Origin of the sequence: Synoicihabitans lomoniglobus (genome assembly GCF_029023725.1) — a bacterium.
GTDB classification, from domain to species: domain Bacteria; phylum Verrucomicrobiota; class Verrucomicrobiia; order Opitutales; family Opitutaceae; genus Actomonas; species Actomonas lomonigloba.
The window spans coordinates 4,907,703-4,933,804 of record NZ_CP119075.1 but is presented as its reverse complement, the minus strand read 5'-3'; the positions used below and the strand labels follow the sequence as shown (position 1 = coordinate 4,933,804).

The 26,102-nt window shown below is 60.0% G+C and carries 21 protein-coding genes; 12 read left to right on the top strand and 9 right to left on the bottom strand.

Annotation, left to right across the window (positions count from 1 at the left end):
- Positions 1–486 precede the first annotated feature (486 nt).
- Together PXH66_RS18880 and PXH66_RS18875 are read left to right on the top strand one after the other, a co-directional pair.
- Positions 487–1,869 carry an IS4 family transposase gene (locus tag PXH66_RS18880; protein WP_330930956.1) on the top strand — a complete coding sequence of 461 codons (1,383 nt, stop codon included), beginning with the start codon at positions 487–489 and terminating at the stop codon, positions 1,867–1,869.
- Positions 1,870–2,264: 395 nt separating this feature from the next.
- The gene (locus PXH66_RS18875) at positions 2,265–3,509 is read left to right on the top strand and encodes a hypothetical protein (protein ID WP_330932113.1); all 1,245 of its coding nucleotides are present in this window, start codon (positions 2,265–2,267) and stop codon (positions 3,507–3,509) included.
- Positions 3,510–3,572: 63 nt separating this feature from the next.
- Here the strand turns inward: PXH66_RS18875 and PXH66_RS18870 are convergent, their stop codons facing one another.
- The 5 genes from PXH66_RS18870 to PXH66_RS18850 form a co-directional block, all read right to left on the bottom strand.
- Positions 3,573–4,463: an ankyrin repeat domain-containing protein gene (locus PXH66_RS18870; protein WP_330928995.1), complete on the bottom strand. Its 891-nt coding sequence runs from the start codon at positions 4,461–4,463 to the stop codon at positions 3,573–3,575.
- Positions 4,464–4,516: 53 nt separating this feature from the next.
- A complete protein-coding gene (locus tag PXH66_RS18865) occupies positions 4,517–4,783 on the bottom strand; it encodes an IS30 family transposase (RefSeq protein ID WP_330928994.1) in 267 nt (88 codons plus the stop codon).
- A 336-nt stretch (positions 4,784–5,119) separates the two neighbouring features.
- Positions 5,120–5,485, bottom strand: coding sequence for a type II toxin-antitoxin system VapC family toxin (locus PXH66_RS18860; RefSeq protein WP_330928993.1), 366 nt, complete (start codon positions 5,483–5,485; stop codon positions 5,120–5,122).
- Positions 5,482–5,700 carry a ribbon-helix-helix domain-containing protein gene (locus PXH66_RS18855; RefSeq protein ID WP_330928992.1) on the bottom strand — a complete coding sequence of 73 codons (219 nt, stop codon included), beginning with the start codon at positions 5,698–5,700 and terminating at the stop codon, positions 5,482–5,484. The genes PXH66_RS18860 and PXH66_RS18855 overlap by 4 nt, the downstream gene beginning before the upstream one ends.
- 148 nt (positions 5,701–5,848) lie before the next feature.
- Positions 5,849–7,378, bottom strand: coding sequence for a glycine--tRNA ligase (locus PXH66_RS18850; protein WP_330928991.1), 1,530 nt, complete (start codon positions 7,376–7,378; stop codon positions 5,849–5,851).
- Between the two features lie 414 nt (positions 7,379–7,792).
- On the opposite strand from PXH66_RS18850, the gene PXH66_RS18845 reads away from it, so the two are divergent.
- The 6 genes from PXH66_RS18845 (at position 7,793) to PXH66_RS18820 (ending at position 12,526) form a co-directional block, all read left to right on the top strand.
- A complete protein-coding gene (locus PXH66_RS18845) occupies positions 7,793–9,520 on the top strand; it encodes a sodium:solute symporter family transporter (protein WP_330928990.1) in 1,728 nt (575 codons plus the stop codon).
- Positions 9,521–9,610: 90 nt separating this feature from the next.
- Positions 9,611–10,072 carry a hypothetical protein gene (locus PXH66_RS18840; protein WP_330928989.1) on the top strand — a complete coding sequence of 154 codons (462 nt, stop codon included), beginning with the start codon at positions 9,611–9,613 and terminating at the stop codon, positions 10,070–10,072.
- Positions 10,072–10,740, top strand: a complete 669-nt coding sequence (locus tag PXH66_RS18835) for a trimeric intracellular cation channel family protein (protein WP_330928988.1) — start codon at positions 10,072–10,074, stop codon at positions 10,738–10,740. The genes PXH66_RS18840 and PXH66_RS18835 overlap by 1 nt, the downstream gene beginning before the upstream one ends.
- Before the next feature lie 99 nt (positions 10,741–10,839).
- Positions 10,840–11,163: a YbjQ family protein gene (locus PXH66_RS18830; RefSeq protein WP_330928987.1), complete on the top strand. Its 324-nt coding sequence runs from the start codon at positions 10,840–10,842 to the stop codon at positions 11,161–11,163.
- Between the two features lie 27 nt (positions 11,164–11,190).
- Positions 11,191–11,709: a YbjQ family protein gene (locus PXH66_RS18825; protein ID WP_330928986.1), complete on the top strand. Its 519-nt coding sequence runs from the start codon at positions 11,191–11,193 to the stop codon at positions 11,707–11,709.
- 1 nt (position 11,710) lies between these two features.
- Positions 11,711–12,526 carry a M48 family metallopeptidase gene (locus PXH66_RS18820; protein ID WP_330928985.1) on the top strand — a complete coding sequence of 272 codons (816 nt, stop codon included), beginning with the start codon at positions 11,711–11,713 and terminating at the stop codon, positions 12,524–12,526.
- Positions 12,527–12,769: 243 nt separating this feature from the next.
- Here PXH66_RS18820 and PXH66_RS18815 read toward each other — a convergent pair whose 3' ends face one another.
- The 3 genes from PXH66_RS18815 to PXH66_RS18805 form a co-directional block, all read right to left on the bottom strand.
- Entirely contained in the window at positions 12,770–14,176 is a 1,407-nt protein-coding gene (locus PXH66_RS18815) for an IS701 family transposase (RefSeq protein ID WP_330932081.1), read from the bottom strand.
- A gap of 347 nt (positions 14,177–14,523) precedes the next feature.
- Positions 14,524–15,249 carry a sigma-70 family RNA polymerase sigma factor gene (locus tag PXH66_RS18810; RefSeq protein ID WP_330932112.1) on the bottom strand — a complete coding sequence of 242 codons (726 nt, stop codon included), beginning with the start codon at positions 15,247–15,249 and terminating at the stop codon, positions 14,524–14,526.
- A 132-nt stretch (positions 15,250–15,381) separates the two neighbouring features.
- Positions 15,382–15,558, bottom strand: coding sequence for a hypothetical protein (locus PXH66_RS18805; RefSeq protein WP_330932111.1), 177 nt, complete (start codon positions 15,556–15,558; stop codon positions 15,382–15,384).
- Between the two features lie 513 nt (positions 15,559–16,071).
- Here PXH66_RS18805 and PXH66_RS18800 point away from each other — a divergent pair.
- Positions 16,072–19,545 carry a TonB-dependent receptor plug domain-containing protein gene (locus PXH66_RS18800; protein ID WP_330932110.1) on the top strand — a complete coding sequence of 1,158 codons (3,474 nt, stop codon included), beginning with the start codon at positions 16,072–16,074 and terminating at the stop codon, positions 19,543–19,545.
- A gap of 163 nt (positions 19,546–19,708) precedes the next feature.
- On the opposite strand, the gene PXH66_RS18795 is transcribed toward PXH66_RS18800, so the two are convergent.
- Positions 19,709–20,848 carry a LacI family DNA-binding transcriptional regulator gene (locus PXH66_RS18795; protein WP_330932109.1) on the bottom strand — a complete coding sequence of 380 codons (1,140 nt, stop codon included), beginning with the start codon at positions 20,846–20,848 and terminating at the stop codon, positions 19,709–19,711.
- Positions 20,849–21,013: 165 nt separating this feature from the next.
- Between PXH66_RS18795 and xylA the strand changes: the two genes are divergently transcribed.
- From xylA to PXH66_RS18780, 3 genes are all read left to right on the top strand, one after another.
- Positions 21,014–22,333, top strand: a complete 1,320-nt coding sequence (gene xylA / locus PXH66_RS18790; protein ID WP_330932108.1) for a xylose isomerase — start codon at positions 21,014–21,016, stop codon at positions 22,331–22,333.
- Between the two features lie 122 nt (positions 22,334–22,455).
- Positions 22,456–23,973 (top strand): MFS transporter, encoded by a 1,518-nt coding sequence (locus PXH66_RS18785; protein ID WP_330932107.1) that lies wholly within the window; start codon positions 22,456–22,458, stop codon positions 23,971–23,973.
- Between the two features lie 9 nt (positions 23,974–23,982).
- A complete protein-coding gene (locus PXH66_RS18780) occupies positions 23,983–26,100 on the top strand; it encodes an alpha-glucuronidase family glycosyl hydrolase (RefSeq protein ID WP_330932106.1) in 2,118 nt (705 codons plus the stop codon).
- Positions 26,101–26,102: the final 2 nt, after the last annotated feature.

Genomic DNA, 26,102 nt, shown 5'->3' with positions numbered 1-26,102 from the left:
GCAGGGCGCACAGCTCGGCTTCGGTCACGCGGCGTTGGGCTATCGCGAGCGTGATCCTGCGCAACGTCGCCGCGATGGCGACCCTCATCGTCGGCTCGATGCCCAACCGTCTTTGTATTGTTACCGGATTTCCTGCGACGGTCTCCTACGCGTTCGGGACCCTTCCTTAAACGGTCATGTCGTTACTTGTTAACACTAGGAAGGACTCAAATGCCGGCTACAGGCTCTGAGTAGGCGATGTCACACAAAAGCATACGGGGGTTGATGGAGCTTTCGGTTGTTTGGTTGGATGGAGAATTCTCCGAGCGACCATCCCGGATCCATCGCGAGTTTATCTCCACCGAAGCAGTCAGTGTTAACAAGTAACGACCCGACCCGAATGGCGCTTAGTTAGCGGGAAAGCGGCAAGATGGATTCACGGGAATGATTTCATAAATAGTTGATTATCAACTTGATGTAGCGTGGGGCATTTAGTAATGCAAATCCATGAAGATCAACACGTTGTATCTGCCAGGGTTTTGTCATCGTTTGTGCGGGAGCTCGTCGAAGCGGGGTGCCGGCGCTCTGAGCGGTCGCGCACTCAAGCTTGATGGGTTGGCGGCGTTGCTGGCGCGTTTCATTGCTCCTGCCACGTTCGCTGGGGTGGGTAAGCGCGACCGGATCTATACGCCGTGGGTCACCTTTTGCGCGTTTCTGGGGCAAGTGCTGCAACGCGGAGCGAGCTGCCGTGACGCAGTGCGTCGAGTCCAGGCGTGGCATTTGAAGGCCGGGTCGGCCACGGCGGTCGACGACGCCACCGGAGGTTATTGTCAGGCCCGTTCGCGGTTGCCGATTGCGGTATTGCGCACCGCCTTTAACCAGCTCGCCGAGATGGCTCTTCTGCGCAGCCGCACCGAGGACCAATGGTTGGGCCATACGGTCAAGGTGATCGACGGCGGCGGGCTTTCGATGCCCGACACCGCCGCCAATCGGAAAGTCTATCCCTACGCTGGCGGTCAGCGCAAAGGGTGTGGTTTTCCGACGGGACAGATGGTCGGGCTGTTTTCATTGGCCACCGGCCATTTAGTGAAGTTTGTCCTCTCATCATGGAAGGCTCACGAGGCACCCTTGGCCCGTCAGTTGATTGGCTGGGTGAAGCAAGGTGAGGTCTTACTGGCCGATCGAGGGTTTTGTAACTGGGGACTGATTAGTCTTTTGCACCGAAAAGGCGTGGACGTGGTGATGCGCCTGCATCAAGCGCGTCGGACCGGCACCGGCGAGGTCTGCTGGCCCAAGCCCCAGCGGCAGGGGCGGTGGGGAAAATGCTTGTGGAACGAGTTGCCGCAGAGCCTGACGTTGCGCGTGGTGCGCTTCCGCGCCGCAGTGCCGGGCTTTCGCACCGACCGCATCGCGGTGGTGACCACGCTGCTCGATGAAGCAAAGTATCCCGACGCGGTTATTGCCGAACTTTACCTGCGCCGCTGGCAGGTGGAACTGCACTTCCGCGATATTAAGACCACGCTCGGACTCGATGTGTTGCGCACGCAAACCCCCGAGATGATCGAGAAGGAAGTCCACCTCCAGGCCATCGCTTACAACGTGGTGCGCTTGCTCATGCTGGAGGCCGCCCGGCAGCACGACGTGCCACCCGCGCGCCTGTCGTTCAAGGGCACGGTGAGCACGCTGCGCGCCTTTGCTCCATTATTTGCCACCAACGCCCGGCAGGCTGCCCAACGCTTCGAGGAGTTGTTGCTCGCGCTCGCCGCCGACCTCGTGCCCGACCGACCCCATCGCAGTGAACCGCGCGCCATCAAACGCAGACCCAAAGTCTACCAACTGATGACCAAACCTCGGCACCACATGCGTGTATCCATATCACGGCGACAATAAGAGACGATCACCCCCCTTAACTAAGCGCCATTCCGACCCGACCCCATCGAATTCCCCCAACGGTGTCCGGATCGTGGGGCTAAGCCGTTGATAGTTGGGCACTTATGATGCTTGAGGGCGCCGAGATCGATCTCAATTGCCGCCCAAGTCACTTTCGGTGCGTGAGCCGATGCACGCCGTAGCGTGGATCGGTAGTTTCATCTAGGTCCGGCGACCGCAATGCGGACCTCTAAAGCAGCGTGTAGTGGGTCTCTTGGGGCCAGGAAGCGAAGATCTCGGGTTGATTTAGCAAATCGCATTGTTGTGTGGTTATTGCTGCTACAGGCTATTTATCATGTTGTATAATAATTAGTTATATTTTCGTCAATGCATGCGTCATTAGTCAGGGTATTGGCATGACCTTTTCCTCCAATCCTCTGGTCGACGAGACGTTCATGGCGCCAGCTCATCATCTGCTCGCGCACTACGTGCGCAACCGGCGTAAGCAAAACACCGGATTAAGCGACGAACGCTTTTTGACCTGGGGCGTGATGCGCGCACTTGATGCTGATGAGTCAGGCCGGGCGTTTTTGCAGGCCCGGGCCGATCAGGCCGAGTCGCTGCCTCGGAGCACGTGGTTTGATGCGTTCAAATCAAAGCGCCGGCTGGAGATGCTCACCGAGGTCGCGACCAAGAGTTATCAGTATTTTGATCGGGAGTTGGGCGACCGGGACTGGTTGGCTGAGTTTGAGGAACTCAATGATCATCCCGTATGGGCTGTGGATGGACATCAGATCGCTCATGCCACCCACTCTGAGCGCGACGGCAAAGGTCGCTATGTCGCTTCGGGCATGATCTATGGACTCTGTCTGCATCGGGGGCTGATGCGGCCCTTGGCGCGCTTCCAAGGAGACGCCAAACGACGTCACGAGTGGCCCGTGTTTAAGGAAAACTGGCAGCGATGGTTGCAGGGTGAGCCACGCCAGCTGATGCCCATCATCGTCGCCGATCCCGCTTACGTGAACAATCTCTACTGGGTGCTCGAAAAGATCCATCGCCACGCCATGATCATCACCAGGGAAAAGGAAAACATGGAACCGATGATTTACGGTCCCTGCGGGTTTGATCCCGATGACCCGATCAACCGCGGCGTGGTCTCTGACGATCACGCGGGCTACAGCAACGCCGCGCTTCGTCGTATCCACTATCGCGATCCGGCCACCGGCAAGGACCTGGTATTTATCACCACATGCAACCATCTGCGTCCCGGCCTCATCGCGCTGCTCTACTTCCTGCGCTGGAAGATCGAAAAGGCCTACGATGTCTTTAAAAACCGGCTCGGCGTCACCAAGGCGTGGGGCACCGGCGATACCGCCGCGCTCATGCAGGCTCACTTCGTCGCCTTGCTGCACAACCTGCTGACCGTGTTACTGGCCAGACTCGAACATACCGGTCTGAGCGAAACCAAGGTCATCGATCGGCAGAAGAAGCGTCGCGACAAGCTACCTCCCGACAAGCAGGTGCCCGCTCAAAATAACGTGCGTTATGCCTTCGCCCTGACGTGCCAGTTTATCCGCACCGTCCGCAATGCCTTGCGCTACAAGATCCCCTGGGAGGATGCCTATCCGCTATTTAAGCTGCGCATGGAAAGTTACTTATGACTCTATATCCGGACACCGTTGAATTCCCCAATATAGACTAGTTCATACCCAGGTCGTCGTATTTCATTCCTTGCGTTTAAAGTTAGCGGGAGAATTATACCACTTTTGATACTCGTCCGGAAATTGTGAAATCCACAACGGATTCAGTTTAGCAGGGCTACTTCCGCCCGAATTTTTTAACCACATTGGAGGAATCTTGCCCGTTGCTTCATCAAAATTTCTTACGACGGAATCCGAAATCACACCTCCATCCAGATCGATGTTATGCTTTTCACGCAATAAACTATTTATTCTTTCTAACAACTCGGTTCTTCGCGGATCTAATTCAAACGAATAGTTATAAATTCGTGAAGCGATGTCTCGACCAGAGGAATCTCTCCAAAACGGATCAGCATCACGCTTTAACAAATAGTAAACGACTTCAAATTGATTTACCGTCGCCGCCCGAAAAAGGGGAGTCACACCGGCATCACTGGTAGTGTTTACATTAACACCTGAGTCTAATAATTCCTTTAGATACTTTAGTCGAGTATCCAGTAAAGAATAAAAAACCACCGGCCGACCGTCTACTTTCAAATTCAGATCCAAATTATCCGCCTCCGAAATAAGACTCTCAAAATAAAAATCTCTATCATTTAAAATAGAATCAACCAACAAAGCACGCCAACCATTTTTATAATTAGGATCAGCATGATAACCCAATAAATCAGTAAAACTCTCTTTCGAGTCATTTAGATATGCTGCCCAAAGAGCACGCCCCCCTAATTCTTGAGACATCACAAATTTTTCGATACTAAGCGTCTTTTTGACCAAATCGACGTCATTTGCTGCAGCTGCATCAATAAGAACTTCCTCCAACGAATCATTAGAGCCCGCCGGAAAATTATTACTATATTTTACTTCTCTACAACCAAATAAAGCTGCCGCAAAAGCGAAGTAAATTACATTTTTCACAGGCAATCCAATGACTTTAGAACAGAATCCATCTCATACGACAGATTCAAGGATCAGTTTGAAGAAAGAGATGATATAAGATCCTGGAAGCATTGTGCGGGAGACTTCCATCCGAGGATTTTTCGAGGGCGCTCGTTGAGCATTTCCTGATAGGCGCTGAGTTGCTGATAGAAGACAGCGGAGAGGTCGGTGCCTTTGGGCAGGTAGTGGCGGATATGACCGTTTTGGCTTTCGCAGGTGCCACGTTCCCAAGGACTGTGTAGGTGACAGAAGAAGACTTTGAGACCGAGATCGGCGGCGAGAGTCTTGTGCTGGGACATTTCCTAACCTTGGTCGTAAGTGGGTTTGCCGTAAGGGTCAAGTCGTTACTTGTTAACACTAGGAAGGACTCAAATGTCGGCTACAGGCCCTGAGTAAGCGATATCGCACAAGGATACGCGGGGACGTGGAGCTTTCGGTTATTGGGTTCGATGGAGAATTCTCCGAGCGATCATCTCGGGCCCATTGCGAGTTTATTTCCATCGAAGCAGCCAGTGTTAACAAGTAACGACCCGACCCCATCGAATTGGAACGACCCCATCGAATTGGAACGACCCCATCGAATTGCCCCAAGTCTTGGGTCTGGATCGATTGCCGGGTGGAAGGACCCGGGTCGATCAGACCGCGTAGGGGAAGCGGACTCGCGGGTCGTTGGCGGGGAAATCGCGGGTGTTGCGGGTTACGAGAATACAGCCTTCGGTTTCGGCGCTGGCGAGCACGATGGCGTCGGGAAGCTTGAGGCGGAGATTTTGGCGCAACTCTACCGCACGACGGGCGACTCTTTCGCTCAGCTCCACCCGCTCCAGCGAGGCGAGCAGTGCCTCTGCCGCCTGGCGTTCCGCAGTGGTTTGGGCACCGACCAAGAGCTCCATGTAGGAAATGATCGAGTAGCAGGGTCGACCGTAGCGGATCAGCTCTTCACGGGCGGCCGTCACCCCTTGAAGGTAGTCGATCAGAACGTCGCTATCGATGACGGCCTTCACCGGTTCCACTCTTCCCGGAGGCCATCCACGGCGGTGCGGCTGTCGCCGCGTTGGGCCCACGCACCGAAAGCCGCGTCGCGGGAGAGGACCTGCTTCTCGGTGAGCATCACATCGACAGCGCGTCGGATGGCCTCGGCACGGGAGATCTTTTCCCGGTCGCACAGTTCGGCCAGTGCCGTCACCTGATCGTCAGGGAGTTCGATGATGGTTCTCATGATGACGTCATATGATGACGTTTACGTGAAAGTCAAGCAGCGTGGGCGTGGCCGTATTCTGGCGGGTGAGATGGTATGCGCGGATTGCCCCAACGATTGGGGCCAATAGAGACCGCGGCTACAGTCGTAACAGCGGCTTTGTTTCAGCTTAGTAGACGTGTTCGTCGAGTAGGGCGAAGAGCTCGGCTTCGGTCACGCGGCGTTGGGCCATGGAGTCGCGTTCGCGGAGGGTGAAGGTGTCGCCTTCTTTCTCGATTGTATCGAAGTCGATGGTCACGCACCAGGGGGTGCCGATCTCGTCCTGGCGACGGTAGCGGCGGCCGATCGCTCCGGCTTCGTCGTAGAATACGGCAAAGCGGCGCTGGAGCTTTTTGTAGAGGGCCTTGGCGCGGGTCGTGAGCACTTCCTTGTTCTTGAGGAGAGGCAACACGGCCACTTTGACCGGGGCAATTCTGGGCGAGAGGCGCAGCACGGTGCGGGTCTCCGTTTTGCCTTTGTCGTCGGTGACTTCCTCCTCCGCGTAGGCGGCGGCGAGCACGGCGAGGAAGATGCGGTCGACGCCGACGGCGGGTTCGATGACGTGCGGCACGAACTTCTTTTTGGAGTCTTCGTCGAAGATTTCCTGCGGCTTGCCGGACGCTTTGGCGTGTTGGTTGAGGTCGTAGTTGCCGCGGGCGGCGATGCCCCAGAGTTCCTGCACGCCAAACGGATATTTGAACATGATGTCCGTCGTGCCGCGGGAGTAGAAGGCGAGCTTGGCCTTCTCGTGATCGAAGAGACTGAGGTGCGACTCGGGCAGGCCGATGGAGACGAGCCAGTCCCAGCACCACTGGATCCATTCCTTGTGGGCGGTCTCCCAATCGGCGTCTTCATGGATGAAGTATTCCATCTCCATCTGCTCGAACTCGCGGGAGCGGAAGATGAAGTTGCGCGGGGTGATTTCGTTGCGGAAGGACTTGCCGATCTGGGCAATGCCGAAGGGCAGTTTCACGCGGCCGGTGTCGACGACGTTTTTGAAATCAACAAACATGCCCTGAGCGGTCTCGGGGCGCAGGTAGGAGACCGACGAACCATCGCGCAGCGCGCCGACGTTGGTCTCGAACATCATATTGAACGCGCGGGGCGGGGTGAGGCTACCGGGTTCGCCGGTGGCGGGCGAAGGGATGAGCGGGATCTGCTCGGGCGTGGCTTCGGTGAATTCGATCACTTCGACGGGGGCGAGCGTGCCTTGCAGGGCTTGTTTGCGTTTCACCTTCTCGGCGGCGGTTTGGAGCTCGCCGGCGGTGTCTTCGGATTCGAGGGCCGAGACGTAGCCGTGGGTGGTGCCGTCGACGACGACAGCGGCGAAAAAGAGTTGGTCGGCGCGGTAACGTTGTTTGGACGTTTTACAGTCCACGAGCGGGTCGGTGAAGCCGTCGACGTGGCCGGAGGCCTGCCAGACCTTGGGGTGCATGATGATGGAGGTCTCGATGCCGACGATGTCGTCGCGGCGGCGCACCATGTCATCCCACCAGCAGTCGCGGATGTTCTTCTTGAGCTCGATGCCGAGGGGACCGAAGTCGAAGAAGCCGTTGTAGCCGCCGTAGATTTCGGACGACTGGAACACGAAGCCGCGGCGCTTCGCGAGCGATACAATGGCTTCCATGAGGTTGGCGGAGGACTCGGCAGGCGTGGACATAGGGAGCAGAGATAGCCAGCTCCGGCTATCCCGCTCAAGTAACAAGTATCAGATATCAAGTAACAAGAGCGGAGGACCGGGAGGCAGAATCGTTGTAGGGCAATCGCCGGGTAACCGGGTCGGTGGCGTTTGTGATGTGAAACCTGCGGTCGGCGGGGTGGTGGAGCGGTTTTGTTTTCATTTTCCCATTGGAGCGGGCTTCATCGCGTCACGGTAGTGGGGCCATCTTTATCCAGCTGTGGTTAAAAGATCCGGGGCAATTTGGCGTGAAATTTCATTGGTCTGGGGGACGTTGAAACGGGCCGGACATTTACGTTGCGGTAGGAGGTGAGGGACTCACAACGGAGGTTCTTTACGTGCCCCGTTCGCGGTCCGTGATGGTCTGCCGAATACATTTTTTTCACCCCAATTTTCATGAATCTCGAATACCTCACCCTCGGTGCCTACTTTGTCTTGCTGATCGTGATTGGCGGGGTGTTTGCCCGGTTTAATAAAAACCTGAGCGACTTTGTGCGCGGCGGGGCGCGCGGCACGTGGTGGATGGTGGGCACGAGCATGCTCATGGCGGGCATCAGTGCGTTTACCTTTACGGGCAACAGTTCGGCGATTTTCGAGGCGGGGCCTTCGGCGATCATTATCTATGTCGCGAATATCACCGGGTTCATTCTCGGCGCGACGTTTCTCGGTCGTTGGTGGCGGCAGAGTCGGGCCTACACGTCTGGGGATTTGGTGCGGGGGCGTTTTGGCTTCGGCGCGGAACAGACGTTTGTGGTGACCGGGATTATCCTGAATCCGTTGAGTGCGGCCATTCAGCTTTGGGCGTTGGCGGTTTTTGTGAGTGCGGTGTTTGGTCTGCCGGTCATTTGGATGATCACGATTATCGGGGTGATCACCTTGGCCTACTCGACGTCGGGTGGCATGTGGGGCGTGATGGCGACCGATGTGGTCCAGGGCGTGATCATGTATGGCATGACGTTGTTGATGGGAGTGCTCTGCATCATGGAGGTCGGCGGCGTCGGCGCGTTTATCGAAAACTATCAACAAATGGTGGCGGAAGGCAGCTTCACATTCGTCAAAGAAGCGGGCCAATACACCAATGATCGTTACACCGGCTTGTGGATGGTGATGGCTTTCGTGATGCAGATCATTTCCCAGATCCACTTGGGGGCGGCCAATAAATTCCTCGCAGCTAAGGATGGTCGCGAAGCCTCGAAGGCGAGTTGGTTTTGCATGGTGCTGATGGCGGTGGGCGTGGCGGTGTGGTTCATCCCGCCGATGGTGGCCCGGTTCCTGTATACCGAGGAGGTTCTGGCGGCGGCGGTGGGCGATCCGGCGACCACGTCTTATGCGGTGGCGGCGGCGCACGTGTTGCCCAAAGGACTACTCGGCGTGATGATCGCCGCGATGTTCTCGGCCACCATGAGCAGTATGGACTGGGGGTTGAACACGACGACGGGCGTGGTCGTGAACAACTTCATCCTGCCGCTGCGCAAATGGATGGGCAAAGTCACGATGCCCGACCTCGGTCAACTGCGTCTCTGCCGCACCATCACGGTGTTGCTCGGCATTTTGATCATCAGCATGTCCATCGGTCTTTCGCAGCAGACGCGTTTCGCGATGTTCGATTCCTACATGGTCATTGCCTCGATCATTACGGTGCCGATCACGTTGCCCTTGGTGGCGGGTATTTTTGTGCGGCGGATGCCGGGCTGGTATTATTTCGTGATGCTCGGCGGCGGCATGATCATGTCGATTTACACGGTGGTGGATGAGAAGATGAACGCCAACGTGTGGGTATTGCAGGAGCGCAGCTTCCTCGTGGTGATCGGGGCGCTAGTGGCGCTGTTGATCGCGTGGCCCTTCCGCCACCGCCGCAGTGCGGCGGATCTGACGCGCGAAACCGAATTCTGGGAACGCACGCAGACTCCGGTTGATTTTCAAAAGGAAGTGGGCGGCTCGCTCGACCACGCGCAGGCACGGATCACGGGCAACCTGATTCTGGTCACCGGCGGCCTGCTACTTTCGTTTCTGCTGGTGCCGAATACGATGGGCGACCGGATCGCCATCCTATGTTTGGCGGCGTTTGTGCTCGGCTGCGGGGCGTTGTTGCGCTGGACCGCGGGACGTTCGCCGAAAGCATAGGCGAGCGGCTCGTTTCCGGGTCTACAATTACGCGATTGCGAACGCCCTCGTGGCGGGCGAAGGTCCGCGTTCGCGCTGCTCGCGACTGCCATGAAGGTTTCGTTTACTCAGAAAGAATACGCCCGACTGATGGAACTCGTCCATCTGGGCATGCGCGCGGTCATGTCCCGTCAAGGGGGCGAATCGCCGCACTTCGAACGCTATGCGGGCATCGAACAAAAGATCCTCGGACTGGCCGAGGTGTTCGGCTGCAGCGACCGCGTCGACGTGGGGGGCGATGGCAAACTCATCCCGGCGGCCAAGATCGACGAGGACCAGCATCTGCGCAAAATCGTGGGTGAGGCCGACAACGACGTGTTTTGGCACGAGCTCGTCGCGCGTCTCGCCGATCGCGATCTTGGCGTGGAGCAGACGATGTCGGCTTTGACCGGCAAGGACGGCCCGCCGATCAACGCCGATGCGCGCCTCAAGGAAATCGAGGACGCGTATTGGGCGGAGTTCGAGAAACATGATTTGGCGCGTGTGCTGGTCATGCGGGCCGGCAAGGGCTGATGGCGCTTTCAGCTTCCGTTACCAATCCCTTTTTCCTGCCCATCTGGTTCGAGCTGGGGGCGGTCGGCTTGATGTCGATGACGGGGGCGATCGTCGCGATCAAACGCGGTTACGATGTGGTGGGCCTGGCTTCGTTGTCGTTGCTGGTGGGACTGGGCGGCAGCTTGATTCGCGACGGCATTTTCCTCCAGCAAGGACCACCGGCGGCGTTGGCCAATCCGCTCTACATCGAGATGGCCCTGTTCGGCGGTGCGGTGGGGGCGTTGCTCGGTGAGCGCGTGCATTATTTCCGACGCATCATTGCCGGCGTGGACGCCTTGGCGCTCGGTGCCTATGCCGCCTATGGAGTGCAAAAGGCGCTCGGAGCAGACATTTCGATCCCGGCTGCCATCGTGGTCGGCGTGGTCAACGCGCTCGGTGGCGGCCTGTTGCGTGATGTGATCACCAATGAAGAGCCGTTGGTGTTTCGCCCTGGTCAATTTTACGCGCTGGTGGCCCTGGCGGCGGCGACATTGTTTGTGGTGCTGACGGTGCAGCTGCACCTGCGCCCGACGGTCTCGGCCGGGTGGGTGATCGCGGCGACGTTTGTTTTCCGGGTGATGACGATTCTATTCAATTGGAAGACCGCGCCCCTGGCCCCACCGACGGCCGCGCCGCCCTCGATTTGAGCACGGTGGAGAGACACCTGCAGGATTGCCAAATTCGCTGGATCGGTTCTGCTCGGCCCCGTTCGTTGTGTGCACCGTCGCCGCCAACCCCGCTACCCCATGAATGATCTCCTTTTGACGAATCTGGAAACCGTGCCGGGTCGGCGCATTATCGAGCACTACGGGCTCGTTTCCGGCAGCACGGTGAGAGCGAAAAACGTCGGCCGTGACATTGCGGCGAGTTTGAAAAATCTCGTGGGCGGAGAGCTCAAGGGCTACACGGAACTCCTCGCCGAAGCGCGGAACGAAGCGGTTCTCCGCATGAACGCGCAGGCGGCGGCGATGGGCGCCAATGCAGTCGTCAATGTGCGCTTTTCCACCTCGTCGGTCGCCCAGGGGGCCGCCGAACTCTACGTCTACGGCACGGCCGTGCGGGTCGAGTAAACGCAGCCGGACTGCTGTCATAAAACGATGGATACCACGACAACTCAGGGTCAGTTGGATCTGGCGTTTGTGCTGCTGTTTTATGCGCTCCCGCTGGTGGGGTTGGTGGTGTTTGGCGGTGTCGGTATCATCACGGAGCGGCGGCACTACGCCTCGATCCGGCAGCGTGAACAAACCGGTCGCCGCATTCCCATGGTGCCGGTGCGGACTCATGATCCCGACCAGGTGGTGGTGGAGTCGCGGCTCGTCTCGGCGTCGGTCGTGATCTCGCTCGATTATTTCAAGCGATTCCTCGCGAGCTTGCGTAACATTTTTGGTGGGCGGGTGCGCTCCTACGAGACGCTGATGGATCGGGCCCGTCGGGAGGTCATTTTACGTCTGCAAGCGCAGTGTCCCAACGCCGATATGGTGCTGAATTTTCGTTTGGAAACGTCGAGCATCGCCAACACGCGCGGCAAGAAAGGCGCGGGCGGCGTCGAGGTGCTCGCCTACGGCACGATGGTGCGCTTCGCGGCGCCCGGGACCACGCCGCCGCCGCTGCATTGAGATGAAATTCGTCCGACGTGACCTGGGGGAATCCGCCGAGGCCAGCGCGGGCGGAGGCGACCGCGGACTGCGGCGCGAGATCGTGGTATTGGTCGCGGGAATCGGTGGCCTGATTCTGGGAGCGTATTTCGGCGTGGGCTTTTTGGTGGAGTGGACGTTGCCGCTCATCTCTCCCGAGCGCGAACAGCGGTGGTTCGCGGAGTTTCCCGTGGAAAAAAGCGAGGTGGTTCTGGATGCTGCCCGGCGCGATCAATTGTTCGAGGCGCAGGTGATTTTGGACCAACTCACGCGCCAGCCGGAGGTGCCGCAGATCCCGTATAAATTGATCATGGTGCCCGACCGTGATCCCAATGCGTTTGCGGTGCCGGGCGGGACGATCGTGCTCACCACCGGTTTGATGGATGTGCTCGATGGCCATGAGATCGCGCTCGCGTTTGTGCTCGGCCATGAACTCGGCCATTTCGCGCAGCGTGATCATTTGCGCGGCATGGGGCGGTCGATCGGACGCGGGCTGGTGTGGGCGCTGATTTTCGGCGGCAGCGGCGGGGTCGATGTGGTGTCCGATCGGGCCAACCGACTGCTCGACCTCGGGCACTCGCGGCAACAGGAGCGCGGAGCGGATGGCTTCGGTGTGCGTCTGGTGTTGGCGGCTTACGGCACGGTTGAAGGCGGCGAGCGCTTGTTCTCGTGGTTGGCCGAGACCGCACAGTCGAACGCCGGGCTGACGTTGTTGTCCTCGCACCCCGCTCCGGAAGATCGTATCGCCGCGTTGCGCGCGAGCGCGGCGGAGTATGCCGCCGGGGCGGGGGTTAAGTAAGGACTCCCGGGCGCGTCAGCTGACGCGGGGGATGTGGACGGAAAGAGGAGCGGGCGACTCCGATTGCGTGGCGGTGGCCGTAAACTCTGGAGCGAGTGCACGGGCCGCCAGGCCATGAAGCCACCGTCTCAAAGAACGGAGCATTTTCATCGGTTGCAGGAGTTGAATGCGGAGATTTCGACCGCCGTCCCGTTTGTTCGTATTACGAACAAACGGGACACTGAAGTTTGGCGCGAGTGAGGCTTAATTATGGGAGTAGAACAGGGCGGAGGCGAGGTCGGTGGCGGGTTTATCCGATTTGTGGATTGGCCGGGTGCGAGAGCAGAAGTGCGATAAACTGTCCGGCCGTAGGTGGCGCGACCACAGTTCGACGCGCAGCTGGTTGATGAGCAGGCCAGTCGTGGCGCGGCGCGGGGGTTCACGACGTCGCCATTTGGCGAGGGGCACCGAGGGCGGCAGTCGATTCGAGCCGTAGGTTTTGTGCCCGGCGAGCAACAGGAGCGCATACGCGGCCACCGCGCAGGCGGGCTGGCGGCGCACCGCCTCGGGTTCGCGCAACTGCGCTTCGCTGACACCGAGCAGGTCCTTTTCGTCCTTGAAGTTGACCTCGATGTCCCAGCGCCAGAGGTATTCCTGCAAGATCTCTGCGAGCGGCACGTCCGCATCGGTGCAGATCAGGTAGGCGGGCTGCCGGTAGAGCAATTTGCCGCCTGTTTTCAATCGGTAGCCCAGGGGCGCGATCACGACCACCTGCACCAGCGTATCGACTCCGGTGATACGGGCGAGCACCGGCCCCTGGGTTTTGATCTTAAAGTCGTGACGCTTTGCGGCCGCAAAGGCCGACACCCGGGTCCACCCGACGGTGTCGTCCACGCGCAGCTGTTCGGGCGTGGGCAAGGTGTCGCCATACTTGCGGGGGCGGCCGTTCTTGCCGGGCTGCGCTGCGTAGGGCGCGTAGAGTTTGGTGTCCTTGCGCACCCGGCCGATCAGCACGGTGTTTTCCGGCAGTTGGCGCAGGAGGGTGCGGTTGGTGAAGCGCCCGTCGCTCACCCAGTGGATGGGCCGTTGGGTCGCGGTGCGCAGGTGCGCCATGCGTTCGGCGGCGACTTTGTTGATGTTGGCCTGTTTGCGCGCCTCCACATACGCCGCCTGCGCCTGGGCGTCGGCGTGACGCGAGGGCTTTTTGGGCAATGGAGCCTCTTGCCAGTCCACCGGCACCAGCCGGGCGGAGCCGTCGTCGGCGGGCATCGCGGCGCTGAACTGGAGCACGCGCTGGCCCCAGATGAAGTTGACGTTGAAGGGCGGACCGAGGGGGTCCTTGCGCCAGCCGCAGCCGGGGATGCACCGGCCGGTCTTGCGTGTGATGGAGTCGTCCAATGCGACCACCCAGGGCCGGGTGGCATCGGTGGCAGCCAGTGCCTCGGTGCGCACGTGTGCGAAGATCGGCTCGACCGGCAGGCGTTGCAGCAACCGATAATCCGCCGACCAGTCCCGGTGCTGGGAGCCAGCGGTGCTCAATGCACCGGTCACCGTGTGGCGGCCCAGGTTGAGCAACCCAGCCAGCCATTGCGTGCGGGCGCGCGCAAAGTCCTCGGGCAAGTCGAAGACCGGCGCGAGACCATCGAGCAGGGAATCGAACGCTTCGCTCAACGAGGCGTTTTTTTTACAGGGACCCTGTCGGGCGGGACTTCACGCCGGGAGACAATGAGGTGGCCCTTGTCGTGGATCGTCCACTCGACGGTCTCGCCTTTGGCGAAGTCCATCGCTTGAGCGATGGGAGTGGGGAAGTTGATATAGAACTGGGAAGTTTCCTTCCGCTGAATGCATTGAACTTTAGTTGGATAGCCCATGAAGATAACTAGTTTAATTACTAGATTAATGACAAGCCCTTTCCTCCCAAAAAACTAGTCGGTGCCAAACTTCAGCGTCCCGTTTGTTCGTATTACGAACAAACGGGACAAGACGGGACGGTTGGGTGGGTGGATGGGGGTCGTGGGTTAGGGGAGGAGGGCGTCCCAGAGGGTGAGGACGGCGAGGTCGGCGCGGAGGCGGGTTTCGCCGGCGGCGCGGAGCTGCCGGGCACGTTCGCGGGAGACGCCGAGTTCGCCGCCGATGGTGTCGAGGGTGGCGTCTTCGAGATGATACCGGCGCACGGCGTAGGCTTGCTTGGGGGGCAGGCGGTCGAGGGCGTCGATGAGTTGACCCATGAGGTCGCCCCCTTCGGCGGTGGCGGCCGGGCAGGGCGACATGGGATCGGCGTGGTTTTCATCAAGGATGGGCGCACCGGCCTCTTCGGCGGCGAGGTCGGCCTGGGCGGCGTGGACTTCGGGCAGGGAGAGGTTGAGTGCTTCGGCAATCTCGAAGGTGGACGGCGACCGGCCGAGCTCGTGAGTGAGTTCGTGTTCGCTTTTCGAAACGGCCCGGGCCCGTTCGCGCCGACGGCGGGCGAGGGGGTCGAGTCGTCTCAGTTCGTCCAACATCGCACCGCGGACGCGCACGAAACAGAAGGCGCGCGCATCGGCGGTGGGACCGTTGAAGCGTTTGGTGGCGTGGATAAGGGCCTCGCGACCGGCCGACGCGAGGTCGTCGCGGTCGACGTGGGCCGGGAGGCGGGGGGCGATGCCCGCGAGCGCCCGGTCAACCAAGTCGAGTAAGGCGACCGGATCGGGAGGCGCGTGCGAGGCGGAGGGAGGGGCAGGACAGAGGGTGCTTGGTGTGATCATGGCGAAACGCCCGCCGGTTGGTTCACGAGTCCACTTTGCTGAGGGCTCGTCCGGAGGTGGGTTTCGCGGGCAAAAAAAATCCCACTTCCGGACGGGAAGTGGGCGGTGTGATCGGCGAGATTTTGTCGCTGGTTAAGTTACACCACTTCCCGGGTTTGCGCGGCTGTGCTTGGAGGCCTGGCGGTTGCGCAGCACGCGCACATCAAGGCGGTTCCAACCAAGGCCGGTCACAGTTTTACCCATGGTCATCGGGCACACTGCGGCCTTTGGCGCGGAGGACATAAACATGTCTGCGTAAAGGTTCTTCATGTGATCGAGTGAGTGAGGGGGAGGGAGGTGGTGATGGGCGACACCCGGGACAACGGACGCCGGTGGCGGCGGATCAAGGGGGCCGGGTAACTTTTTTCAAAGGGGACGAAAGTTTTTTTCCCGCTCCCTGGCAACGCGGTTTTTTTAACGAGTTGGCGGACGCCGTTTTGGGGGCCACCCGCCCGTCGGAAGGCGGGCGGTTTCGCGGTAGATTCTAATGTTAGAATATAGCCTCATTTGAGGGAATTCGCCCGTCATTACATTAGATATACTAACCGTGAGACAATTACACAGTAAGATGTTCTTATTTAAACATACCTCTATTCAGGAGAAACAATTCGGCAGGGGTATTTTATAATAGTCTGCTAACCAACGACTAGCTGAATTATTGGCCCGTTCCATGGCCATTCCTGCGACTCAGCGCCGGGGAATGGTTTATGAGGTGGGCAGCTAGGAGGAGGGCGGTGGATTCCATGACCCGTAAAATCCCAGTCTTTGACCTAAGACACCTCAATGAAGACACATTCCCAAACCCCCGTAGCAGCCTTGCTGCTACCGCTGCTATCGTTTCTGGCGTTACCTTTGTGGGCGCAAGAAGCGACCAACCCTGATGAATTGCCGTTGGATGACGGCGAAATTCTCACGCTCTCTCCGTTTGAAGTCAGTGCGACTGAAACGAGCGGCTATGCGGCCACCACCACGATGGCCGGCACGCGCATCAATACCGAATTGCGAGACGTAGGTTCCGCCATTTCGGTGATCACCAAGGAGTTCTTGGATGACACGGGGGCGGTGAACAACGAGACGCTATTGCAGTATACGACCAATACGGAGGTCGGTAATATCTATGGCAATTTCACCGGTGTCGGCAATGGCGCCACCGTTGATGAATCGAATCGATTCCGCAGCCCCAACACCAACACCCGCGTGCGCGGACTCGCTGCCGCGGATGGCACCCGGAATTTCTTTCTCTCGGCCGTGCCGTGGGATGGCTACAACGTCGAGCGGGTCGATCTCCAGCGGGGCCCGAACTCAATCCTTTTCGGTTTGGGCAGTCCGGCGGGCATTATCAACACCACCACGGTGAGCGCAGAGTTTGAGAACTCGGCTGAAGTGGAGTTCCGTGTGGGCAGTTTTGGCAGCGTGCGGGCATCATTCGACGTCAACCGGGTGTTGGTGGAGGACACATTGGCGGTGCGTGTGACGGGGGTGACGGATAACGAGCAGTTCCAGCAGGACCCGGCATTCGAGGACGATGAGCGCTTGTTTGGCACCATTCGCTGGACGCCGCATTTGTTCGCCGATTCCGCCAAGACGACGTTCAAAGCCAACATCGAGTCGGGTGAAATCAAAAGTAACCGCCCGCGCTCGATTCCTCCCGTGGATTTGATCACCCCGTGGTTTACGGAGATGAATCAGGCGGTCTACGATCCCTATGAGACCCAGGACAATTATTCGCTGCTGCCCGGACGTGGCGCTCGGCGACCCACGTATGAAGACGGCTCGGCCAATCCGTATTACGATCCCTGGGTCGGCCACTTTGCCCAAGTCTTCGGTGGTCCGCTGGTGATTTTTGGGGATGGCTCCGCCATGACCCCCAATAATTTCTATCAGACGGAAATTCGCGAGATCTATGGTCTCGCCGCCGATGGTTCGATCGATGGTGACATCGGATTGGAATACCAACGCTGGAACGGGGTGCAGGCCTACTCCGAATACGCCAAGTATGCCGGTCTGCCGTATTCAGAATTCGGGCAATACAAGAACATCCATCTCACGGATCCGAGTGTCTTCGATTTCTACAACAACCTCATCGATGGTCCCAACAAGAGCGAGTATCAGGACTTTGACGTCTACAATCTGAGTCTCGCCCAGACGTTCATGGACAACCGCTTCGGCCTGGAAATCGCCTACGATAATCAGTCGTTCAACGATGGGCAGGAGAGCCTGCTCAGCGGACAGCGGCAGGCCATCTTCATCGATATCAACAGTCACTTCGCCAACGGTGAGCCCAACCCTAACGTGGGGCGGCCGTTCGTGAGCGATACCACGGCTTTTGGTAACAATTATCGCAGCATCGATCGCGACTCCCTCCGGCTGACCGGTTTTGCCGAACTGGACTTTCGGGACGTGTTCGAACGCCGACGCGGTTCTTTCCTCACGAAACTACTGGGTCGTCACGTGTTCACGGGTCTCTACGCCGAGGATAACAGCGAAAGCGACAGCCGCAGCTACATGCAGTATGGCACCGACACGGCTTACGGTGATTCGGTCGGCATCGACATCATCGATGACAATTGGCGGCAGGTGAATACGGTCACCTACCTCGGCCCGTCGCTCCTCGGGAGCAATGGGACGAACCTCAACATCCCGCGCCTCACCGCCAGGCAGACTCCGACTTCAGGCCAGATCCTGGTGTTTGATTCGCATTGGAACAGTCCCAACGTTGATCCGAGTGCCATCTGGACCGATTACCGCGGGGCCGAATCCACCCAGTCGGACAATCCCTCCAACTACGTCGGATGGGTCCGGCAGCCATTGAACATCCTCTCTGCGGCGAATGGCTACCTCGACGAGCTCACCACCGATGCACAGTTGTCGAAATCCGAGGTCACTTCCGAGGCCTTCATCTGGCAGGGCTTCTTCTGGAACGGTGCCATCGTGCCGACGTTTGGCTACCGGGAGGACACCGCCAAGTCGTGGTCCTTCCAGGGTAACACCACGCGCTTGAATGGTGCGGTCGATTTCAGTGATTACGAGCTGGCGGCCGAGCCCAATAACACCGTGGACGGCGTATCCCGCAGCTGGAGCATCGTGGCCCACCTCGACGATCTCGTGGGAGGTCGCCTGCCGCTCGGCGTGTCCATCTACTACAACAAGTCCGACAACTTCCAACCCGCCGCGGGCCGGGTGGATGTCTATGGCAACCCGCTGCCCGCGCCAAGCGGCAAGACCGAGGACATGGGCATCATGTTGTCCTCCAAGGATGGCCGCTACTCCCTGAAGGTGAACAAATACGAGAGCTCCGCCCTCTACGCGAGTTCCAGCGCCATCAACAGCTACAACTGGGTCATCGGCTCGCTCGTGGCTTGGGGCAATAATTGGTCGAACGTGTTCGCCGCGGACGACGGACCGGACTGGGAGGTCAACTACCAACCGTGGACCGGCCAGACTCCCGAGGAGGCCGCGGCCCAGGAAGCTGCCGCCATCGCCGCGTGGCGGGCAAACCCGCCTTCGCAGGAATTCCTGGATGCGTGGTCGATCGATACCAGCTTGTTCCGGAGTCAGGGGGCCTCCACTCCTCCGGGTTTCACGGCCCTGGAAGACACGGTCTCGGAGGGCTATGAAATCGAGTTGGTCGCGAACCCGACGAACCAATGGCGCGTCTCGTTAAACGCCTCCAAACAGGAAGCGACGCGATCCAATGTCGGCGGTGAAGCACTCAATGCTTTCCTCGCCGAACGCACCGAGGTCTACAACAACACGGCTGCGGGCGACCTGCGCATCTGGTGGGGCGGCTCGACCGACACCATCCGCTCGGACTGGCAGAGCCGCTTCATGTCCAACTACGCCCTGGTGCAGTTGCAGGAAGGCTCATCCGTGCCCGAGCTGCGCACCTGGCGGGCCAACCTGATCACGAACTACGACTTCGATGAAGGGCTCCTCCGGGGCTTCAACGTCGGGTTGGGCTATCGCTGGCAGGACGACGTCGTCATCGGATATCCGCTCATGGCGGACGGCAGCGGGAACACGACCTACGACCTGGCCCATCCCTACCGGGGACCGACCGAGGCCAACATCGACCTGTGGGTCGGTTACAGCAAAACCCTGAGCGAGCGGATCGACTGGCGGGTGCAGTTCAACATCCGCAACTTGGGCAAAGGCAACGAGCTCATCCCGATCACGACGCAGCCGGACGGCACCCCTGCGGCCTGGCGCATTGCGCCTCATCAAACCTGGTCGCTCACCAACTCGTTCCGGTTCTAGGCCCGCCCGTCCACGGGTCACGTCGACCCGATCGAGCCCGTTCATCGCCCCCGGAGCATGTTGCGGCGGGGGCGATTGTTTTGAGTCGGACGGGAACCGGCCCCGAAGCCGGGAGGGGCGGCGCGCGCCGGGAGGATTTTCCGGCCCGAGCTTACCCTTTCCCCTACTTGGCGGCGGCGCGGGCGGTCTTCTTTTTGGTCGCGGGCTTGCGGGTGGGGGCGGCCTTTTTCGGCGGGCAGGTGGCTCCGTCGAACCACGTGCCTTCGACGTTGGTGGTGGTGGGGATCTCGGGCACGCCGTATTTGTTGTAGTGCAGCTGACCGGCGAGAATTTCGACCGCGAGTTCGCCCACGATGTGATGGTTCTGGCGCACGCCGGCGTTGGCCCCGTCGAAGACATCGAGGAAGAGATCGACCAGGGCGACATCGCGCGGGATTTGCAGCCCCATTTGTTTGATACAGGGTTCGACGAAGGACCGTTTGGTGAGGATGACGTCGGGCTGGTATTTCTTGAACCAAGCGGCGAACGACTTGGGGGGCGCCTCGACGTGGTCCTTGCTCTCGGCCATCCAGGCCTCGACGGGCTCGAGTTCGGGGAAAACGAACATCGGCACGCGGTCTTTTTCGGGAAAGAGCGATTGTTCGGCGAGGAATCCGGCGGTCCAGAGGTGATCGACGGAGTGATCCCAACCGCGGTGCATGACGCAGCCGATGCGTTGGTAGCCGCGTTCGGCAACTTGGCGCATGGCGAGGCGGACAATGTTGCACTGGTCGTTGGTGACGTTGTGCAGCTCGGGTTCGTGGGGGAAGTAGTCGATTTTGACGGCGGAAAAGGCCGACCAGTCGAAGTGCAGGGCGACGTCGGTCTCGCGGCGGTGCGAGGCGATGATGAGTCCAGTGATGCCGCGCGTCTGCAGGATCTTGCTCATGCGCGTGTGGGTGAGACCGGGCTCGCCCATCCAGAAGTGTTCGAGGTTGAAACCGAGCTCCTTGGATTTGGCCTGGGCGCCGGCGTAGAATTCCGGGTGCGCGGTCACGTTTTGCCAGCCGAGGCGCGTGCTCCAATTGGTGAGGTAGGCGAGGGTGGGCGGATTGCGCCGCGCCATGACCTTGCCGCGGTAGGCGACGAGCGCCTGCAGCACAGGGTCGGGCTGGTAGCCGAGCTCCTTGGCGATCTTCTGGATCCGCGTGCGGGTGCGTTCGGGCAGACGGGGGTGATTGCGCAGGGCGAGTGAAACGGTGGTGACGTGCACTTCCGCCTGTTTGGCGATGTCGGAAAGGGTAACGCGGCGTTGGGAAGACATGATTAACGAACGAAGCAGCGGGGGTTTGACGAGGGGCTGTCGCGTAAGCCACACTGGGTTTTCCCTAGGAGTCAATTGTTAGTATAGTCGGTGCGTTGAGAGCCTGATCCCTCGCCCGGTTCATCTTACTTCCCACGCTCTGCGAAACCCCTCCCACGTTTTATTATGAAGTCACGCCACTTTGCGGGTATCCCGCAAATTCCGTTCGAAGGCACCGGCACTGAGAATCCGCTGGCCTTCCGCCACTACAATCCCGACGAAGTGATCGACGGTAAGACGATGAAGGAGCACATGCGCTTCGGCATCGCCTACTGGCACTCCTTCCGCGGCACCGGCGGTGATCCGTTTGGTCCGGGCACCATCGTGCGTCCCTGGGAAAAGGGCAAAGACGCCATCAGCGTGGCGAAAAAGCGCATGGATGCGGCCTTCGAGTTTTTCCAAAAGATCCAGGCCCCGTTCTGGTGCTGGCACGATCGCGACATCGCGCCCGAGGGTTCGACCCTCAAGCAGTCGCACAAGTATCTCGATACGATCGTGGCGCACGCCAAGAAGCTGCAGGACCAGACCGGCATCAAGCTGCTCTGGGGCACGGCCAACCTCTTCAGCAACCCGCGCTACATGTGCGGTGGTGCCACCAATCCCGACGCCCACGTCTTCGCCTACGCGGCGGCGCAGGTGAAGAAAGCCATGGAGTGCACCGTCGAGCTCGGCGGTGAGAACTACGTGTTCTGGGGCGGTCGCGAAGGTTACGAGACCCTGCTCAACACCAACATGAAGCGGGAGCAGGATCACCTCGCGGCGTTCATGCACATGGCGGTCGACTACGCCAAGGAGATCGGTTTCAAGGGGCAGTTCCTCATCGAGCCCAAGCCCAAGGAGCCGACCAAGCACCAATACGATTTCGACGTCGCCTCGGGGGTCGCCTTCCTGCGCACCTACAAGTTGGACAAGAAGTTCAAGTTCAACATCGAGACCAACCACGCCACGCTCGCCGGCCACACCTTCAATCATGAGATCGAAGTCGCCGCCGCGCACGGCATGCTCGGCTCGATCGACGCCAACTCCGGAGACACGCTCCTCGGCTGGGACACCGATCAGTTCAACACCGACGTGAAAGAACTCACCCTCGCCATGGTTTCGATCCTGCGCGCCGGCGGTCTCGGTAGCGGTGGTTTCAACTTCGACGCGAAGCTGCGTCGTCCGTCGATCGACCCGGCTGACTTGTTCTACGCCCACATCGGCGGCATGGACGCCTATGCGCTGGCTTTCAAAACGGCCCGTCAAATCCTCGCCGACGGCAAGTTCGAGAAGTTCGTGGCCGACCGCTACAGCTCCTTCGACCAGGGCTTCGGCAAGGATGCCGAGAAGAAGAAAATCGGCTTCAAGGAGCTCGAAAAGGTCGCCTTCAAGCTGGGCGAGCCCAAGCCGGTTTCCGGTCGCCAGGAGTTCCTCGAAAACCTGGTCAACACCTACCTCCACGGTTAAGCGTGCGATGAGTTTCAGGGGCGTCCGCAACCGGGCGCCCCTTTTCAGTTTTATCCCCGTCAGCTCTGGTGCCTCCGGCGCCTCCCCCCCCGCAATCTCCTCTACCCCATCCCCTCCCACTCATGAGTGACCCCACCAATGTGAAACTCTCCTTCAAGGAGAAGGCCGGCTACAGTCTTGGCGACGCCGGTGCCAACTTCGTCTTCCAGATGATGATCGTCTTCCAGACGGCGTTCTATACCGACGTCATGGGCATCGGGGCGGCGGCCGTGGGGTGGATGCTGCTGCTGGTGCGTTTCAGTGACGCCATCACCGACCCGATCATGGGGGCCATCGCGGACCGCACCAACACCAAGTGGGGCAAGTTCCGGCCGTGGCTCATCTGGTCGGCCATCCCGTTCGCGTTGCTCTTCTGGGCCGCCTACACCGTGCCGTCCGGCCTGGGAGACAGCGCCAAGCTTTGGTATGCGGTAATCACCTACACGGTGCTCATGATGGCCTACACCATGAACAACGCGCCCTATTCCGCCCTCAACGGCGTGATGACCAGCAACGGCAGCGAGCGCACCAGCCTTTCCCAATACCGCTTCTTCGCGGCCATGGTCGCCGCCTTCGTGGTGCAGGGGCTCACGCTTCCGCTCGTCTCCAAATTCAGCGACGGCTCGACCGCCGACCCGACCCAGAACCCGCACGGTTGGTCGATTACGATCGGTATTTTCGCCGCCATCTCGGTGGTGTTTTTCGTCGTGACGTTCTTCAGCGCCAAGGAGCGCGTGCAACCTCCCGCCGGTCAGAAGCCCAACCTCAAGCAGGACTTCAAGGACATCCGCCACAACCGCCCGTGGATCGCCATGTTTGCCATGACGCTGTTCGTGTTCATCACGTTGGCCCTGCGCGGTGGTTCGCAGTATTACTATTTCACCTACTACGTGGATTCAGCCGCGCTCACCGACATGGTCGACAAGTTCGGCCTCTTCGCCACCCCGGCGGCGTTGGAAAACCCCGGCATCGGTTTCCGCATTCTCGACACGTTCGGTCTGGTCGTCACGCCCGGTGACTCGCCGACGGCGGTGGGCTTCTCGCTCTTCAACATGACCGGCAGTCTGGTCAACGTGATCGGTGTGCTGATGGCGAAGCCCTTGGCGGACCTCTTCGGCAAGAAGATCGTTTTCATGGTCGGCCTCGCCGCCGCCGCCTTCTTCCAATGCTGCTACTACTTCCTCGATGCCACCTCGGTTTCGACGATGTTCTGGCTCACGATTCTCACCAGCCTCGGCTACGGTCCGACCATTCCGCTGCTCTGGGCGATGATCGCCGACACCGCCGACTATGGTGAGTGGAAAAACAAGCGCCGCGCCACGGGCTTTGTCTTCGCCGGCATCGTGTTTGCCCTCAAGGGTGGTCTCGGTATCGGCGGCGCCATCACGGGATGGTTGCTCGCCATGTATGGTTACAGCCCCGAGACCGCGACCGACCCCGAAGTGCTGCTCGGTATGCGCAAGATGATCGGCTTCTACTCGGGCGGATTCTTCTTCATGGGCGTCGTCTGCATGTTCTTCTATCCGATTTCCAAAAAGGTCGCGGCTGAGATGGCGGAAGCCCTTGAAGCCCGCCGAGTCAAAACCGCCGCCTCCGGCTAACCCCCTTTGATGATGATGCGCCTGCTGCTGGTCGCCCTCCTGGCCTCTGTCGCCCTTAACTCGGCTCAGGCCGAGGACGGTTACCGACTCTGGCTGCGTTATGATCAGGTTGATGGTCGGGACGTCCGTTCCGGCTATCGCAGTGCTTTGCGCGCGGTCGTTTTCCAAACGACCGCCGGCGAAGACACGCCTGTGATCGCCTCCGCTCGTGCGGAGCTGACGCGTGGTCTCGGTGGTCTGATCGATCGCGACCCGACCGTGCACATCGTGGCCGGCGAGCTGCGGCCGGAGCTCGGCGCCGACGGCTACGCGCTCAAGGCGGTCACGGTCGACGGCGAGCGGGCAGTGCGCATCACGGGCAACAGCGACGCGGGCGTGCTCTACGGCACCTTTGCCCTGCTGCGCAAAATGCAGCTCGGCGAATCGCTCGACGAACTCGACGAAACTTCCGTGCCCAAAATCGCCCGGCGGTTGATGAATCACTGGGACAACCTCAACCGCTTCGTCGAGCGCGGCTACGCGGGCTTCTCGTTGTGGGAATGGGCCTACCTGCCCGAGGTGATTTCGCCGCGTTACGAAGACTACGCGCGCGCCCTCGCATCGACCGGGATCAACGGCACCGTCATCAACAACGTCAACGCCAACGCCCTCATCCTCACGCCCGAGTATTTGGCCAAGGTGGCCGCGCTGGCCGACGTGTTTCGCCAATGGGGTATCCGTCTTTACCTTACATCGCGCTTCAGTGCGCCGATGGAAATCGGCGGGCTGGAAACCGCCGATCCGCTCGATCCGGCGGTGCAGGCGTGGTGGGACGCCAAGGTCGCCGAGATCTACACCTACGTGCCCGACTTCGGCGGCTTCCTCGTCAAGGCCAACTCCGAAGGCCAGCCCGGTCCGCACGACTTCGGCCGCGACCACGCCGACGGGGCCAACATGTTGGCCGCGCCGCTCGCCGCCGAAGGTCGCGATGGCATCGTGATGTGGCGTGCCTTTGTCTACGCGTTTGAGGACGACACCGATCGCGTCAAACAGGCCTACAACCAATTCGTGCCGCTCGACGGCAAGTTCCTCGATAACGTCATCGTGCAGATCAAAAACGGTCCGCTCGACTTCATGCCGCGCGAGGCGTTCAGTCCGCTCTTCGGGGCCATGCCGCACACGCGACTCATGGCGGAGTTGCAGATCACGCAGGAGTATCTCGGTGGTTCCGTGCAACTCGCCTACCTCGGGCCGATGTGGGAGGAAGTCCTGACGCAGGACACCTACGCCCAAGGGGAGGGATCGACCATCGGTCGTGTCGTCGACGGCACGCTCAAGGGACATCCGCTTTCCGCCATCGCCGGCGTCGCCAACACCGGCACCGATCGCAACTGGACCGGCCATCCCCTCGCCCAATCCAACTGGTATGCCTACGGCCGCCTCGCCTGGGATCACGAGCTCACCGCCCACCAAATCGCCGAGGAATGGACGGCGTTGACCTTCGATGCCGAAGAGGACGCCGCCAACGAGATTGTAGAGATTCTCATGGGCTCGCGCGAAACGGTGGTGAACTACTCCATGCCGCTCGGCCTGCACCACATCATGGAGCGTGGTCATCACTACGGACCGGGACCCTGGGTGATGGGTGGACGCAGTGACTGGACCTCGCCCTATTACCACCAAGCCAACGAAATCGGCGTGGGCGCGGATCGCGGACAGTTTGGCTCCAAGGCAATCAACCAATACGCCCTCGAATTGCGGCAGCAGTGGGGGAATTTGGACACCGTGCCCGACAACCTCCTGCTCTGGTTTCACCATGTGCCGTGGGACTACGAAATGAAGTCCGGCCGCCCGCTGTGGGACGAACTCGCGCTGCGCTATCAGCAAGGCGTCGACGAAGTTCACGCGATGCAAGCGCGTTGGGACGATCTCCAGGGTAAGATCGATGACGAACGCTGGGACGCCACACGGCAGCGAATGGCGCTCCAGGAAAAGGACGCCCGCGAATGGCGCGACGCCTGCCTGCTGTATTTCCAACAATTCTCGCAGCGTCCGCTCCCCGAAGGCGTCGAACCCGCGGAGTATGATCTCCAGCACTACATCGACGTAAACCGCCGCTACTACCCCGGCCACCCCGGCGAATACTGAGC

What these genes read in the sequence shown, in the direction of transcription:
- PXH66_RS18880 (WP_330930956.1), top strand. Translation starts at nt 487, where the DNA reads ATGAAGATCAACACGTTGTATCTGCCAGGGTTTTGTCATCGTTTGTGC.
- PXH66_RS18875 (WP_330932113.1), top strand. Translation starts at nt 2,265, where the DNA reads ATGACCTTTTCCTCCAATCCTCTGGTCGACGAGACGTTCATGGCGCCA.
- PXH66_RS18865 (WP_330928994.1), bottom strand. Translation starts at nt 4,783, where the DNA reads ATGTCCCAGCACAAGACTCTCGCCGCCGATCTCGGTCTCAAAGTCTTC.
- PXH66_RS18855 (WP_330928992.1), bottom strand. Translation starts at nt 5,700, where the DNA reads ATGAGAACCATCATCGAACTCCCTGACGATCAGGTGACGGCACTGGCC.
- PXH66_RS18850 (WP_330928991.1), bottom strand. Translation starts at nt 7,378, where the DNA reads ATGTCCACGCCTGCCGAGTCCTCCGCCAACCTCATGGAAGCCATTGTA.
- PXH66_RS18845 (WP_330928990.1), top strand. Translation starts at nt 7,793, where the DNA reads ATGAATCTCGAATACCTCACCCTCGGTGCCTACTTTGTCTTGCTGATC.
- PXH66_RS18840 (WP_330928989.1), top strand. Translation starts at nt 9,611, where the DNA reads ATGAAGGTTTCGTTTACTCAGAAAGAATACGCCCGACTGATGGAACTC.
- PXH66_RS18835 (WP_330928988.1), top strand. Translation starts at nt 10,072, where the DNA reads ATGGCGCTTTCAGCTTCCGTTACCAATCCCTTTTTCCTGCCCATCTGG.
- PXH66_RS18830 (WP_330928987.1), top strand. Translation starts at nt 10,840, where the DNA reads ATGAATGATCTCCTTTTGACGAATCTGGAAACCGTGCCGGGTCGGCGC.
- PXH66_RS18825 (WP_330928986.1), top strand. Translation starts at nt 11,191, where the DNA reads ATGGATACCACGACAACTCAGGGTCAGTTGGATCTGGCGTTTGTGCTG.
- PXH66_RS18820 (WP_330928985.1), top strand. Translation starts at nt 11,711, where the DNA reads ATGAAATTCGTCCGACGTGACCTGGGGGAATCCGCCGAGGCCAGCGCG.
- PXH66_RS18810 (WP_330932112.1), bottom strand. Translation starts at nt 15,249, where the DNA reads ATGATCACACCAAGCACCCTCTGTCCTGCCCCTCCCTCCGCCTCGCAC.
- PXH66_RS18805 (WP_330932111.1), bottom strand. Translation starts at nt 15,558, where the DNA reads ATGAAGAACCTTTACGCAGACATGTTTATGTCCTCCGCGCCAAAGGCC.
- PXH66_RS18800 (WP_330932110.1), top strand. Translation starts at nt 16,072, where the DNA reads ATGAAGACACATTCCCAAACCCCCGTAGCAGCCTTGCTGCTACCGCTG.
- PXH66_RS18795 (WP_330932109.1), bottom strand. Translation starts at nt 20,848, where the DNA reads ATGTCTTCCCAACGCCGCGTTACCCTTTCCGACATCGCCAAACAGGCG.
- xylA (WP_330932108.1), top strand. Translation starts at nt 21,014, where the DNA reads ATGAAGTCACGCCACTTTGCGGGTATCCCGCAAATTCCGTTCGAAGGC.
- PXH66_RS18785 (WP_330932107.1), top strand. Translation starts at nt 22,456, where the DNA reads ATGAGTGACCCCACCAATGTGAAACTCTCCTTCAAGGAGAAGGCCGGC.
- PXH66_RS18780 (WP_330932106.1), top strand. Translation starts at nt 23,983, where the DNA reads ATGATGATGCGCCTGCTGCTGGTCGCCCTCCTGGCCTCTGTCGCCCTT.